Below are 15,255 nucleotides of genomic sequence, written 5' to 3'. Positions count from 1 at the left end.
CCGAGGAAGGCGAAGGTGTTTGACGTGAAGAACAAAAGACTATTGATGTTGCTTTTAACCGCCCTGGCCACAACAGCCTTGGCTGCGACAATCGCAGGATGCGCGCCCCAGCAGGCGGATTCCGACAAGGGCGGAGCATCCGCCTCCCCCGACTCGTTCCCAACGGGCTCGCTCATGGCATTGCATGTCAACGGAGAGCTTGACAAAACCGATGATTACAGCAACAAATTCTGCTTGAGCTGCCATCCTCGCGACGTCATCAATAAAGGAAACGAGGATTTCGCCGGCATCGAGGGAGTCAACCCACACAAGGCTCACCTCGAATCAGGAGAATGCCTCTCGTGCCATTCGGTGGACGCGACCTCAACGCTGAGCTGCAACGAATGCCATGATATCCCCTTGCCCGACGGCTGGCAAAGTGCCGAACAGGGTGCGGGACCCATCCATCACCTCGAGTAAGAGCTGAAAGCAGCTTATCGCCTACCCGCCCCCTCCTGTCGCCGCCCCTTCCCCGAGCCCCTCCCCTCGGTGGAAGGGGCGGCGCGTGAGGGCGCAAACGCGTGTGAGCCCTCCTATACCCACAATGGCCGATCCCTCGATTGCCCATACGCGAGGCGCGCCGTGTCGCAACGGCGAGAGAGGGCTTTGTGAGAGGACTTTGTGCGGGCGCTCACAAGGCATCAGCCGTATCATCGCCGTCTCGCTCGATATCCCAGATATCTTCGAAGTCGATGCGGGTACGCACGACCGTGATGGTCCGGCGAGCCTCGTCTATGTCGCTCACGAGACCCCGGTCGACCACATAGGCCTCCCCGTCGTAGTGAATGACGGTCGCCATCGTGCGGCGCTCCATCCGGGCGAGGCGCTGCGACAGCTCGAGCGCCTGCTCGTCGGTCAGCTCGCGCTTCGGCTCCGCCACGCGCTCGCGTTCGCGGATGAGATCGTAGTAGCCTTTGAGCGCGGCGAAGGGCATGAACTGCTGGGCGCGGTCGGCGCGCGGGCGGCGCTCAGGCATGGTGGCCCCCGATCTGCTCGTTGCGCTCGCGCGCCGTGGCCTTCTCCTTCAAGCTGGTCCCGCGCAGAAGCGCGTTCTTCCCGAAGCGCCCCTTCACGGCCAGCACGGCCTGCTGCAGCCGGAGCTCCTCGGCCTCCGCCTCCGCATCCGAGAACAGATCCATCGTGGCGAATTCCTCGGGAAGCACCCCGCCGACGCCCACGTTGATGCGGCGGATGGGTGCGTCTTTGCGCGTGGTCTCGTCGAACAGGTCGAGGAAGCGCGGCATGAGCTTTGAGTAGAGGTTCGTGCGATCCGCCTGCCTGCGCGTGGAGCCGGTGTGAGGGAAACCGCGGCGGCCGCTTGCGGGGCGCCTGCCGTGGTCGCCGTCGAAGAACGCGTCCGTACCGTCGTCATCCACCCTGTCGCCCTCCCCGCGCGCCGCGCCGCAGCCTTGCGCATCGCTCCCGCCGTCCGCGCGGCGCCCCTTAGCATAGCCCACGTACAGCGATATCGATCCGGCTACGAGGCGCTTCTCCACGAGGTCGAGCACGAGCTGGTCCACCATCTCCTTGAGCACGTCGCGCGCTTCCTCGAACGAGTAGTCGCAGGGCAGCACCTGGCCGTTCCCCAGGGAATGGCCGCTCGGCTCGTAGGCGTGGATGTCGGCGATGGTGCACGGTTCAACGCCATGGGCATGGTCGATCAGGTACTCGGCGTTCACCCCGAATTCTCGGTAGAGCGTGGCCTCGCTCATCTCGCACACGCCGCGCAGATCGTACACGGCGTACTTCGCCAGCCTCTTCGCGATGCCAGGACCGATGTTCCAGATATCGGTGATGGGCCGGTGGGTTTGGATCGAGCGCTCGAACTCGGCCTGATCGAGGTAGCCGATATGGTCCTCGGCGTGCTTCGCCGTGATGTCGAGCGCTACCTTGGCGAGGAACAGGTTCGGACCGATGCCCGCGGTGGCGCAGACGCCCGTGTCGGCCAGCACCGCGTCCATGAGCATGACGGCGAACTCCTTAGGCTCCATCCGGTACAGCGCGAGGTACGGCGTCGCGTCGATGAAGCACTCGTCGATGGAGTACGCGTGGACGTCCTCGGGCGACACGTAGCGCAGGTAGATCGAGTAGATGTCGGCCGACGCCTCCATGTAGCGCTGCATGCGCGGACGTGCCATGACGTAGTCCACGCCTTCAGGAATCTCGAACACGCGGCAGCGGCTCGACAGGCCGAGCGCCTTCATCGACGGCGTGATGGCCAGGCAGATGGTCTTCTCCGTGCGGTCGGGATCGGCCACGACGAGGTTCGCCTTCAGCGGGTCGAGGCCGCGATCGACGCACTCGACGCTGGCGTAGAAGCTCTTCAAGTCGATGCACACGTACGTGCGACCTTCCGCCACCGCTCGCCTCCTTGCTTTACGATAACCAAAACGTTTGTACGTATTAGTATAGCGCTTTTCCAAACGAATCCAGCACGGATCCGACACCGTTCTTCTCCCGTTCCAGCGCGGTGCACACACCGATCAATCGCGTAGAATTTATTGTTCCTCCTGGTCATATTGCATGTTACACTCGCGCCATGAAAACGGTGCTCGCATATTCCTCCGCCCTCGAATTCTGGAGATCCTCCCTAAGCGACGCAGGGCTCCCGCGTGCGCGATGCCGCGCATGCTCGCTTCCCGAGCACATGCCGAGCATTCCTCGTACCGATGTCGATGCACTTTTCGACAACGGGATACTCTCCAAGCCGATCCACGTCCTGACACTCTACGGACGCCGCAATCGCGCAACCGATCTTGCCGTTCACCAGATGTATGTTTTGCCGGCCCAGTCGCTACGCGCGACGCCCTTCCAGAGCGGCGGCGAAGCCGTGTTCGTCACGAGCCCCGAGTTGACCTTTGTCCACATGGCCTCCCTGCTGAGCTTCCCGCGTCTCGTGCATCTCGGCTACGAGCTCTGCGGCACGTACGCTCCCGACGAAACCCGGCCCTACGGCGTGCGAAGCAGGCCACCCCTCACCACGCCGGAGAAGCTCGAAGCCTACCTCGACAAAACTGAGCGCGTCCGCGGCGCCAAGCGTGCGCGGGTCGCGATACGCCACGTATTGAGCGGGTCGGCTTCGCCGCGGGAATCGATATTGGCCGAGCTGCTGACGTTGCCGTACACGAGCGGAGGAAGCGGTGTCGCTCCGCCGCGCATGAACGCTTCCGTCCCTCTCGGAAGGCGGAACAGCTGGTCGACAGATAAGTCGTTCTTCCGATGCGATTTGCTCTGGCCCGAGAAGAAGGTGGCCGTCGAGTACGACAGCACCCTGTGCCACACGGGTGCCGAGCGCATCGCCGAAGACGCCGCGCGCCGTAACGCACTCGAATCCATCGGGCTTACCGTGGTGACCGCCACCTGGCGACAGGTCGAGAACTATCGCGAGTACAACCGATTCGCGCGCATTCTCGCTGGGCATCTTGCCACGAGGATGAGGCCTCGTTGTTGCGACTACTCCAGCAGACAGCTATCCCTTCGCTCCGAGCTACTTCGCTTTGACCGCCACGCCAACGCCATCAAAAAGCGAAATCGTGGCCAATTCCGCCGGAAATTCGCTATCAGAAGACGAGTTTCGCGACCTGCACTCGTCATGCATCGCAAGCCTTTTGCGTTTTCCCTGTTCAAGAACGCGTTGATCCTACGAGTGCACGAGTTCTTGCTGCGATGCGGCGAATTTCCGTCGAATCCGGCCACAACTTACGATATCTCCGGCGCAGGAAGCGATCCGCATCCCCCAAACTCGGCTGTTCGTCCCACACCTCGCCTATGCGCGCCGGCCGCTGCCTGCGCGCGCCCTACTCCAGATACGCCCCGGTCTGCCTGCTCCACAGGTTCGCGTAGGCCCCGCCGGCCTCGATGAGCTCGGCGTGCGGGCCGTCCTCCACCACGCGGCCGCCGTCGAGCACCACGATGCGGTCGAGGCTGGCCACCGTCGACAGGCGGTGCGCCACCACGATGGCCGTGCGCCCGCGCATGAGCGTGGCCAGCGCGTCCTGCACCAGTTGCTCGCTCTCGGAGTCGAGCGCGCTCGTGGCCTCGTCCAGCACGAGCAACGGGCAGTCGGCCAGAAGCGCCCGCGCGATGGCGATGCGCTGGCGCTGGCCGCCCGACAGCTTCACGCCGCGCTCGCCCGTGACGGTGTCGAAGCCCTGCGGCAGCCGCTCGATGAACTCGAGCGCGTTCGCCTGGCGCGCCGCCTCGCGGATCTGCTCCATCGTGGCGTCGGGCCTCCCGTAGGCGATGTTCTCCGCGATGCTCCGGTGGAACAGGAGCGCCTCCTGCGGCACGTAAGCGATCTGGCGGCGCAGCGATTGCTGGGTGGCCTCGGAGATGTCCTGCCCGTCCACGAGGATGCGCCCCTCCTGGATGTCGGACAGGCGCAGCAGCAGCTTCGTGAGCGTGGTCTTCCCCGCCCCGCTCGATCCCACGAGGCCCACGCGCTGGCCGGCGGGGATGTGCAGGTCGAGGTCGTCGAACACCCGCGTGCGCGCCTCGCCGTCGGTGTACCAGAAGCCGATGTCCTCGAAGTCGATGGCGCCCTCGCGCACCTCGAGCTCGGGCGCGCCCGGCTTGTCGGCCACCAGTCGCGGCTCGTCGAGGATCACGGTCATGCCGCTCGCGTCCCCGAAGGCGCGGTTGAAGCGCTGCAGGCCGTTGTTGATGAAGTTGAACTGGTTCGTCACCGTGTAGGTGTACGTGAACATCACCACGAGCGTGCCCGGCGTGATGCCGTACCAGGCGTTCCCGCCCGCGATGAACACGGCCACCACGCTCATGATGGCGATGGTGATGCACGCCGTCACGATGCCGCGCGTGAGCGATGCCCACATGCGCTTCGAGTCGCGCGCCACCACCTCGCGGTTCGCCTGATCGAACAGCCCCCGCTCGTAGTCCTCGCGCCCGTAGGTCTTCACCGCCAGGATGTTGGCAACCGAGTCGGACAGCTCGCCCGACAGCTGGTTCTGCGCGCTGGCCGCCTGCTCGTTGAGGTGCAGGATGCGCTTGTACATGTAGTAGGACACGCCCGCGTACACCGCGAGCAGCGCCATGAGGATGGCCACGTACACCGGCACGCGCGGCGCGAGGATGGCGCACGTAAACACCACCGAGCAGATGACCGGCAGAAACGGGAACGTGATGGTTTCCAGCAGCAGCTGGTAGGCGCTCATGAACTTGGTCGTCTGGCTCACGAGCGTGCCGCCGAAGCGGTTGGAGTGGAACGACATCGACTGGTTGGACAGCGCGTCGAACGACATGGTGGCCAGGTCGTAGGAGGCGGCGATCTGCAGCCGGTACATCGCGTAGTCCTGCACCTTGCTGGCCGCCTGGCCAGCCACGTTGATGAGGATGAGCGCGACGATATAAGGGCCGAACACCGCGAACACCTCGTCGGGCGCCACCGAGCCCGCGCTCACGCGGTCCACCACGAGGCTCATGACGTAGGGGTTGCCGTACGACAGCAGCGCCACGAACAGAAGCGTCGCAGTCATGAGCGTGGCGAACAGCCCGAGGTGTTTGCGGGTGACCAGCCAGAAGTAGTGCAGCGTGCGTCGCGTCGTCGACGGAGCAGCGGATCGTGCCATGAGGGAGCCTTTCTCTTCGTTCCCCCCGATTATGACATAAAAAGCTCTTGGCTATTCCAAGCGATGGAGCATCGTGAGATTCAGAAGCCGAAGGTCCATGCGGCATCGGTCACGAAGCTCGCCGCTACGCCGCCGATGTTTACCGATCGCAGCGCTCCGAAAGAAACTCCGTTCGAACATGCACAAGAAGGTAGTGCACCTATGGCGCTTTTCCACTCATGATGGCTTTCGCTTCGATGGGCAGACGTGCAAACGCATCGCTGCTCGATTCCGCTCTCCTCCTCGCGAAAACGGCCTCGGGAACGATGCGCTCCCGAGGCGTTCGCGTCGCGGCGCGGCAGCTTCGCGCTACCGCGTCTCGTCGTCCTCATCGTTGCCCAGCTCCTTCGCCGCGGCTTTCTGCTCCGCGTTGAACCGGTCGGCGCTGCGCTTTTCCCTCGCCGTCGCTTTCTTGAACTCCACAGGTTGATTGACGACCACCTGCGGAAACGGAATACTGATGTCGTATTTGTCGAAGATCAGCTTCATCTCGCGATTCAGATCGCGCTCAAGCTGCAAGCGATCGGGTTCGGCGCACTGCACCACGATGCGAATAGTTACGCTGTTGTCGCCCAGCTCCACGACGCCTTTGTAGAACGGGCCGTCAATGATGGCGGGCAGGCGTTTGCGTATGTTCGGCAGCTCCTTGGAAAGGATGTTCTCCACGCGTTCGAGCGACTCGCCGTACTCGATGCCGACGTCGCACGAGGCATAGGACGTCTCCTTCGTCATGTTGATCACATTGCTGATGTCGCTGTTGCGGATGACCTTGATGTTCTGCGATCCATCCTGCACCTTCGTGGTGCGCACGCCTATCTCCACCACGGTGCCGCGCCAGTCGCCCACCTTGATGATGTCGCCCACGCGGAACTCGCCCTCGAAGATGATGAAAAGCCCGCTCAGGATATCGGATACGAGTTCCTTGGCGCCGAAGCTGATGGCGATGGACAGGATGCCGGCCGAAGCCAGAAGCGTGGTGGTGTCCACGCCTACGAGCATGAGGCAGTAGTACACCATGCCGATGATGGTGGCGTATTTGATGAAGCTACCAAGGAGCCTGCATACCGTCTCGCCGCGCGCGCCCAGCACGGAGGACAGCAGGTTCAGCAGCTTGTGCACGATGGTCACCACGGTCAGGGCCACGCACACGAACATGATGCACGCCGTGAACGCAAAAATGTTCAGTCCACGCTCCCAGTTTCCGCCCAGGATGTAGGAGAAGAGAGAACCCTGCCCGAAGATGCGATCTTGGAACACCACGGCTGCAAATACGGCGATCACCGACACGCCCACCAGCCAGCGCACCACCGTTGCCGTCTTCTGCTCGGCTGTCTTCTCGCTCCATTTGAACGAGCGATCAAGCCAGCGGCTGGCGGCGCTCTCGGTTTTTGCAGTGCGCCCGCTCGGCATCTTCACGTCGATCATGCGCGCGTCGCGCTCCTCGGCGCCGACCCCCTTCGCCACGGTCACACTGCGGCGCGGCTCGAACGCCAACAGGAGAAATATCGCCGCAAGGCACACGAAGGCGACACCGCCCGTGGCCATGGTGAGCGGTACGCGCTCGGCCATGAGCTCGCCTTCCGTGCCGGCGATGTACAGATAGTAGTCGTCCGTCTCGGCTGACGAGGCGTAATAGGTGACGCCCTCGACGGTGACGTAGTCGCAGTATCCGTCCTTGAACTGATTCTCGGTCATGCCATGCTCAAGCGCGTTCTTGCCCACGAGTCGCTGATCAGGAAAGGAGACGAACGTGTCGTCCTCCTTGTTCACGGCGAAGGCGAATCCGTCGGCTCCCACCTTCACGCCGTTGAGCACGCTGTCCACCGTAACGGTCTCGAGCAGCTTCTCCAAGCGCGTCGGGCGAATGCCGATCTGTACGGCTCCGTCCACCTCGCCCGACTCGGCGTGAAGTGGCACGCCAATGTACTGCCGCAGCTGCCCGGATATCTCGTCGGGCTGCGCTTCCTGCACTACCGAATCGGCGCCTTGCAGCAGCTTGCGGAACTCGAAGGATTGACTCTCGGGATCCTCGCTCATGGTGAAGTTTGCATACGATGAGTTGGTGGCGGTCATTACGCCGTTTCCGTCAAACGTGAACAGGTATTGGATCATGAGCGTGTCGGCGAGCCTCTGCAGATCGTCTCGGTTCGCGAGCGCTGGATTGTGATCGAGGATATAGCCGGCCACGCGCGCCTTGCTCAGGTAGCGCTCACTGTATTGATCTTGCAGAGCCGTCATGCGCTCGTCGGCGCGTTGGATGGTCTCCACCGCTTCGGCAGCGCGCTCGTTGTTGGCCACCGACTCCGAGGACAGGGCGAACAGCGTCTGCATGTAGAACGACACGCCCAGGATGCCGATGAAGCCCACAAGCGAGAGCACCGCCGCCTTTCTCCCGATCGCCTTGTTGTAGCGCAGCGGCCCCATGGTGCAGTAATCCTCGGGGCTGCGCCCCTCGCGCTCGTCCTCGCGCATGACGAAGATGCCATACATGATGACCACGCACATGACCGCGAAGAAGATGAACAGGATGACGCCCACCGTGATATTGCGGGTGGTCGCCATGTCGCTTTCGGGCACGGCGGCCACGTAGTACATGTCGCCGATCTTGCTGACCTCGCAGTACAACGACTCGCCGGCGAGCTTCATCCAAGCGAGATTCCCGTCTTCCAAATCGACCGCATCGATGCCGGCGTCAAGGGCATCGGCGCCCACGAGATCGGCATTCGGATGGTAGGCGATCACATAGTCCTGCGCGGACACCGCGAACAGGTAGCCGTGCTGGCCGATGGCGATGTCTTTGAGCACGCTCTCGATCGATCCCGTGTCCGCCACGAGCTGGCGCAGCTCATCGGGATTCTGTTCGATCACAACCATGGAGCCGTCATCGATGCGCGCGGCGTAATACCGGAAGAGCCAATCCTGTTCGGGAAGCTCGATCTCAACCGCCTCAGAAGGCTCTCCATCGGCAAAAACGGTGCGCAGCTGATTGAAGCGCGAAAACGAAAAATTGGCGAGCGTGTCGCGGGCCTTCGCGAGGATCGCGCCGTCGCGGGAAACCACTACAACGTTATCCACGCCGAGGAGGTCCTGATACTCGACCATTTTCGCATCGGTTGGTTCGAAACCGGCATCGTTGTTCGCCATGAAGGCAACGCTCTCGGCTTTTGATTGGTAGATCTCGTCGTACGTGACGGTGCTTTGCGCCACGCCTTCATCGGCCACGCTCAGCAGCCCTTCGAGCGCGTCAGCCTCCTGCTTCATCTCGGTCGTGTAACCGTCGAGCGAGAGTTCGTTCTGCATAGAGGATAGCAGTATGCCCATAGCTGCCATGCTGATGGCCGCCACCGCGATGAGGCAAATGATTTTGACCTTGAGTTTCCGAGACATGCTCGCTCGCCTCCTCAATTCCATTTGTCCGTAAGCCGAGCGATGGTGCCGTCGTCGAGCATTCCCTGCACAGCCTCGGCCACCGGCTGGCTGAGCGCGGAATCCTTTTGTGTGGCGACACCATACTTTTGCGTATCGATCGTAAAGTCGAGGATGCTGCGGTCGCTGCTCATATAGGTTTTGGCAATGCTGCCGTCCATGCAGGCGGCATCGATTCTGCCCTCTTCGAGCGCCTGGGCGAGCTCTTGATAGGACGCCATCTGCACAAGATGGAACGTGTCGAACTGGACGTCCGAATTATCTTCGCTTGCCGAAAGGGCCTCGCCGGAGGTGAATCCGGACTCAGTGAGCTTGATCACGAGTTGAGGCGCGGTGTTCGATCCCGCCATGGTGCCGAACGTGAGACCTTTGAGATCCTCGACGTCGTCGACGAGCGAGCTGTTTTCCACCACGATGACGGAGTTGTCAGCGTAATACGCCGCCGAGAAGTCGAAGTTCTTCTGACGAGACTCGGCTATGGAGTAGCACGCCACGAGACAGTCGATCTCGCCGTTCATGAGCATGTCCTTGCGTGTCTCCGGCAACACGGTCGCAAACTCGACGTCGGAGAAGCCCAAACGCGAGGCCATTTCCTCGGCAATATCGATCTCGAGGCCGTAATACTTCCCCGTGGTCTCATTGAGGTACCCGAAGCCCACCACGTCGCTGCGCACGCCCACGCGCAGTGTGCGCTCGCCTGCTGCGACAAGATTCCCGTCCGATGCACTAGCACATCCGACCAGTCCTGCAAGCGCGCATACGAGCGCAAGTGCCGCAACCAACGCGACACGCCCTCCCTTTGCAGCCATGGCTTTGTTCCTTCCTGTACACACCCTGTCCTTGTACGCGTTGAGCATTCGCACAATCCAGCGCCCCGCTTTTGCTCATAGCGATCGCGCAAAGCCTCACCAAATCATTCAGTATGTCAAAACCGCGGTGCGGCGCTCGGAAAAGAAGGGTGTTTCAACTCTTTTTTAAGTTTCGTGCGCTTTCGACGCTGCATCGCGCCCTGCGACGAAGCCCCCTTCGCGAAGCTTGCGGTCAACAGATACGTAATGAACCGGACGCGAACGGGCGCCAGCGCGCCATGTGCGACGAAGGGAAGGTCCCGGCGGAGCTCGGCATGATAAGATAGCCGGCGAACAAGGCAGCGTCGACCCGGACGCCGCCGATCGAACAGGGAGGACAGACGAACACACTGTGGACGACACGACCCAGCATTCCTCGCACACGCCCGCTCAGCTCTTTTCTGACGCCTCGCCCGCCCCTGACCGCATCCAGGTGCGCGGGGCGCGCGTGCACAACCTGAAGAACCTCGACGTGGACATCCCGCTGAACCAGCTCGTGGCCATCGCGGGCGTGTCGGGCTCGGGAAAGTCGTCGCTCGCCCTCGGCGTGCTGTACGCGGAGGGCTCGCGGCGCTACCTCGAGGCGCTCTCCACCTACACGCGCCGCCGCCTCACGCAGGCAGGGCGCGCCGACGTGGACGAGGTGCTGCACGTGCCCGCCGCCCTCGCGCTGCACCAGCGGCCCGCCGTGCCCGGAGTGCGCAGCACGTTCGGCACCTCCACCGAGCTCTTGAACAGCCTCCGACTCCTGTTCTCGCGCGTGGGCAGCCATGTGTGCCCCAACGGCCACCGCGTGCCGCCCACGCTGAACGTCGCTGCCGAGCGCCCCATCACGTGCCCCGTCTGCGGCGTGGAGTTCTTCGGCCCGAGCGCCGAGGCGCTGGCCTTCAACGGCGACGGCGCCTGTCCTGAATGCGACGGCACCGGCATCGTGCGCACCGTGGACGAAAGCGCCCTTGTGCCCGACGAGTCGCTCACCATCGACGAGGGCGCGGTGGCACCGTGGGGCACGCTCATGTGGGACCTCATGAAGCAGGTTGCGCGCGAGATGGGCGTGCGCACCGACGTGCCGTTCAACCAGCTCACGCCCAAGGAGCGCGACATCGTGTTCCACGGCCCCGCCGAGAAGAAGCACATCCTGTACAAGGCGAAGAAATCCGACACCTTCGCCGAGCTTGATTTCACCTACTACAACGCCGTCTACACCGTGGAGAACGCGCTGGCGAAGGTGAAGGACGAGAAGGGCCTGGCGCGCGTGGCGCGGTTCCTCAAGCAGGGCACCTGCCCCGTGTGCCACGGCACGCGCCTGTCTGCCGACGCACTGAAGCCGCAGGTGGCGGGCGTCAACCTGGCCGAAGCCACCGAGAAGACGCTCGACGGCCTCACCGGTTGGGTGGACGCCGTGCCGGGCGGGCTCTCCCCCGAGATGCGCCCGATGGCGCGAAACATCTGCGAGTCGTTCCAGCACACGGCGCGCCGCCTCGTGGACCTGGGGCTGGGGTACCTCTCGCTCGACCGCGCGGGCTCGACGCTCTCCACCGGCGAGCGGCAGCGCGTGCAGCTGGCCCGCGCCGTGCGCAACCGCACCACCGGCGTGCTCTACGTGCTGGACGAGCCGTCCATCGGCCTGCACCCCCTGAACGTCGACGGCCTGGTGGAGGTCATGCGCGACCTTCTGGCCGACGGCAACTCGGTGGCCATGGTGGACCACGACGCGCGCATCCTGCGCGCGGCCGACCATATCGTGGAGATAGGCCCTGGAGCGGGTGCCGCGGGCGGGCGCGTGATCGCGCAGGGCTCCGTGGCCGAGATCGAGGCCGACCCCGCCTCGCTCATCGGGCCGTTCCTGTCGGGCGCGCGCACCGTCTGCGTGCGCGACCGGGCAGATGCGGACGACGTGTTCGCCCTCGGCCGCATCCATCTGGAAACGGACGCGCTCCACACGGTCAAGCCGCTTGCCGTGGACGTTCCCCGCAGCCGGCTCACCGCCGTCACCGGCGTGTCGGGCTCGGGCAAGACCACGTTCGTGCTGGAGAGCCTCGTGCCCGCGCTGAAGGCGTGGGCCGCCGGCGAGAGGCCGCCCGCCCACGTGCGCGCCCTCGAGGCTGCGGGCATCGAGCGGGCGAACCTCATCGACGCCTCCCCCATCGGCATCAACGTGCGCTCGACCGTGGCCACCTACGCGGGCGTGCACGACGAGCTGCGCCGCGCCTTCGCCCGCACGCCGGACGCGAAGGCGGCGGGGCTCAAGGCGGGCGACTTCTCGTACAACACGGGAAAGCTGCGCTGCCCCGTATGCGACGGCACGGGCTCCATCAGCCTGGACGTGCAGTTCCTGCCCGACGTGGACATCACCTGCCCCGCCTGCCGCGGCTCGCGCTACGCCCCCGAGGCCGATCGCATCCGCCGCCCGCACGCCGACGACCCGGTGGACCTCGTGTCTCTACCCGACCTCATGGCCATGAGCGCGAGCGAGGCGCTGGCCGCCACCTCCGACCTCAGGAAGGTGGCCGCGAAGCTGCAAACCCTCTGCGACCTGGGACTGGGGTACCTCACCCTCGGCGAGGCCACGCCGGCGCTTTCCGGCGGCGAGGCGCAGCGCCTGAAGCTGGCCAGCGAGATGAAGCGCACGCAGGACGATGCCGTGTTCGTGTTCGACGAGCCCACCATCGGCTTGCACCCGCTCGACGTGCGCACGCTGCTCGAGGTGTTCGACCGCCTGGTGTCGCAAGGCGCCACCATGGTGGTGATCGAGCACGACCTGGACGTCATCGCGAACGCCGACTACGTGATCGACCTCGGTCCCGGCGGCGGCGCATCCGGCGGCCACATCGTCGCCGCCGGCACGCCCGAGCAGGTGGCCGCCAACCCGGACAGCGTCACGGGAAGGTATTTGTAAGAGTGTCGTTCGCAGGTGCCAGATATACTCTGCATTGTTGCTCAAAGTAGTCCAATTGCAGAACACTCCCTACAATTTTGGCAGAAGGCGCCAGCTTCGAGACCCTTGCGAAAGCATGGTAAAATCTCATCGCAAGCACTCACAAGGGAGCACGCAATGCCAGAACAGGATTTAAGCGACCTCGAATACGCCACCGGTTACGAGAAGATGTATGGCGTCACCGACGAGCGCGAGAGCTACCTGCGACTTCTACAATCCCAGCTTCGCCGCTTTGACACGCTTCCCACGGCTCCGAACTGCGACAAAGAACTCATCGAGCGCCTTGAAAGCCAATGCTCGATCCTTGCCGAGCGCGGCTTCAACCCCGCGAAGGAGGATCGCATCCTCAACGCCATGAAGGTCGACTTCGTGCATACCACCGCCCGCATCGAAGGCAACACACTCTCGCTCCAAGAGACCAGCCTGGTGCTGGAGGAGGACGCCGTCATTCCCGGCAAGCCACTGAGCGAGCACCTTGAAGTGATCGACATCGCCGCCGCCTTCGACCTCATGGTCGGTTTCGTGCGCGAAAGGAAGCGGCTCTCGGAGGAGGTAGTCCTCGCAGTCCATCGCGTCGCCTCGGCGCACTTGGAAGATTGCGAGCCGGGCGAGTATCGCAGGGATCAGCGTTACATCTCGTCCTCGCCCATCATCCCCCCGCCACCGGCGCGCGTTCCCACGCTCATGGGCAATCTCGTCGCATGGGCGGCGAAGGCGGAAGCCCGCGCGATAGAGACGGCAGCGCTCTTCCACCTGGCGTTTGAGGACATCCACCCTTTCCAGGACGGCAACGGCCGCACGGGCCGCATCCTGCTCAACTTCATGTTGATGAGCGGCGGTTTCCCACCGGTGAGCCTCAAAGCGGACGAGCAGGGCGTCGCCGCATACTACCAGGCCATCAAGTCGTTCACGCGTGACATAGAAGGCCGCGACGGCTCGGCAATGGTCGACCTCGTGGCGCACCGGCTGGAAGACTCCGTCGGCCAGCGCATGCTGCAACTGGAGCAGGAAGGGCACGGTAGAGGCTACGTGCCGCGCACTTAAAGTAACCAAAAGGTGACTACCGCACTTTTAAGTGCTTACTTACCAATTGAAACTGTAGCCGGTATCCTCCTCGGTGCAAGGAAAAGCGCGACGGAAAACGCCGCAGACCGCAGGAGGAACGACATGGACAAGAACGACTTCACGCGCATCGAGCTGGCCGCAGGCTGGGTGGATGTCTACGACTTCGGCGAGGTCAGGCTGCACACATATCGCACGGCCGACCCCATCGACGATGAGGTGTTCGTCGTCGAGAAGGGCGGGCGCGGCTTCGTGATCGAGATGCCCTGCTTCTTCGACAGCATCACCGCGCTCGAGGGCTACCTGCGCGACGCAGGCATCGACGTCGAGGGGATCGTGGCGTCCTACCACATGGCGGGCGCAAGCTTCCTCGCGGGCACGCCGGTCTTCGCCACCCGGGAGGCCGACGTGTATGGCCACTCCGGCGGCGGGCGCGCCCTCATCGACAACTTCGCCGGCGCGTTCAGCGACGCGTTCGACAGCTCCATCGCGACGGTCACGGACGTCATCGAGGGCGACGAGCTGGAGCTCGCAGGCGTGCGGATGAGCATCGTGCGCACGAGCGAGGCCTTCGACCTGGAGATCCCCGAGATCGACGCGCTGTACACGCACATGCTCGGCCACGACTGCCACTCCATCGTGGCCAGCCCGGGCCACGCAGACGCCATCGTCGCCCAGCTGCGCGGCTACCTCGAGCGCGGCATCGGCCTTGTGCTCACCTCGCACTACACGCCCGAAGACCTCAAGGACGTGCGGACGAAGATCGACTACCTCGAGGACCTCAAGGCCATCGCCGCCGAATGCGTGGGGGCCGAGGAGTTCAAGGCCGCCGTGCAGAACCGCTTCCCCGGCTACTCCGGCGGCAATTACCTTGACATGACGTCCGGGTTCTTCTTCGCCTAAAACCCGCCCCACGAGGTCTTTCGCGCTCGATCGAGGTAGCCTTCGCCCCAGGCGCGCATGGCGTCGACGATGGGCGTCAGGCTCTTACCGAGGTCGGTGAGGCCGTACTCGACGCGCGGGGGCACCTCGGGGTACACGCGCCGCACCACAAGCCCCTTCTTCTCCATATCGCGGAGATTGGACGTAAGCACCTTTTGCGAGATGGAGCCCACCGACTTCTTTAGCTCGCCGAAGCGTTTCGTGCCCTCCATGAGGTCGCGCAGGATGAGCAGCCGCCATTTGCTGCCGATGAGCTGCGCTGTCGTCTCCACTGGGCACGGCGGCAAGTCGTCGATCGAAGGGGCTTCGTCGTTGCGGAACTCTGCGTACTCCATGGCGGCCTCGCTTCCTCGTCTCACGGTTTCAAAAAGGCACC

10 protein-coding genes are annotated in these 15,255 nt (G+C 63.8%); 4 read left to right on the top strand and 6 right to left on the bottom strand.

The features are described 5' to 3' along the window. The first annotated feature begins 24 nt into the window (after positions 1-24). A complete protein-coding gene (locus tag C2L71_RS04240; protein ID WP_239926333.1) occupies positions 25-459 on the top strand; it encodes a cytochrome c3 family protein in 435 nt (144 codons plus the stop codon). 211 nt (positions 460-670) lie between these two features. Here C2L71_RS04240 and C2L71_RS04235 read toward each other — a convergent pair whose 3' ends face one another. The 5 genes from C2L71_RS04235 to C2L71_RS04205 form a co-directional block, all read right to left on the bottom strand. Next, complete coding sequence (locus C2L71_RS04235; RefSeq protein ID WP_103264530.1) at positions 671-1,015, bottom strand: YolD-like family protein; 345 nt, start codon at positions 1,013-1,015, stop codon at positions 671-673. Beyond that, complete coding sequence (locus C2L71_RS04230) at positions 1,008-2,399, bottom strand: Y-family DNA polymerase (protein WP_103264529.1); 1,392 nt, start codon at positions 2,397-2,399, stop codon at positions 1,008-1,010. Before C2L71_RS04230 ends, C2L71_RS04235 begins: the two co-directional genes overlap by 8 nt. Before the next feature lie 1,437 nt (positions 2,400-3,836). Beyond that, complete coding sequence (locus C2L71_RS04220; RefSeq protein WP_103264528.1) at positions 3,837-5,624, bottom strand: ABC transporter ATP-binding protein; 1,788 nt, start codon at positions 5,622-5,624, stop codon at positions 3,837-3,839. A 348-nt stretch (positions 5,625-5,972) separates the two neighbouring features. Next, positions 5,973-9,050, bottom strand: a complete 3,078-nt coding sequence (locus C2L71_RS04210) for a mechanosensitive ion channel domain-containing protein (protein ID WP_103264526.1) — start codon at positions 9,048-9,050, stop codon at positions 5,973-5,975. A 14-nt stretch (positions 9,051-9,064) separates the two neighbouring features. Beyond that, a complete protein-coding gene (locus C2L71_RS04205) occupies positions 9,065-9,898 on the bottom strand; it encodes a transporter substrate-binding domain-containing protein (RefSeq protein WP_103264525.1) in 834 nt (277 codons plus the stop codon). A gap of 391 nt (positions 9,899-10,289) precedes the next feature. On the opposite strand from C2L71_RS04205, the gene C2L71_RS04200 reads away from it, so the two are divergent. The 3 genes from C2L71_RS04200 (at position 10,290) to C2L71_RS04190 (ending at position 14,840) form a co-directional block, all read left to right on the top strand. Next, positions 10,290-12,836: an excinuclease ABC subunit UvrA gene (locus C2L71_RS04200; protein ID WP_157938924.1), complete on the top strand. Its 2,547-nt coding sequence runs from the start codon at positions 10,290-10,292 to the stop codon at positions 12,834-12,836. Between the two features lie 156 nt (positions 12,837-12,992). Further along, positions 12,993-13,919, top strand: coding sequence for a Fic family protein (locus C2L71_RS04195; protein ID WP_103264524.1), 927 nt, complete (start codon positions 12,993-12,995; stop codon positions 13,917-13,919). Positions 13,920-14,042: 123 nt separating this feature from the next. Continuing rightward, complete coding sequence (locus C2L71_RS04190) at positions 14,043-14,840, top strand: hypothetical protein (RefSeq protein WP_103264523.1); 798 nt, start codon at positions 14,043-14,045, stop codon at positions 14,838-14,840. Here C2L71_RS04190 and C2L71_RS04185 read toward each other — a convergent pair. Further along, positions 14,837-15,214 (bottom strand): winged helix-turn-helix transcriptional regulator, encoded by a 378-nt coding sequence (locus tag C2L71_RS04185; protein WP_103264522.1) that lies wholly within the window; start codon positions 15,212-15,214, stop codon positions 14,837-14,839. The genes C2L71_RS04190 and C2L71_RS04185 overlap by 4 nt on opposite strands. Between the last annotated feature and the right edge of the window lie 41 nt (positions 15,215-15,255).

The organism is Enteroscipio rubneri, assembly GCF_002899715.1.
Classification (GTDB): domain Bacteria; phylum Actinomycetota; class Coriobacteriia; order Coriobacteriales; family Eggerthellaceae; genus Enteroscipio; species Enteroscipio rubneri.
This window is presented reverse-complemented; position numbering and strand designations above follow the sequence as displayed.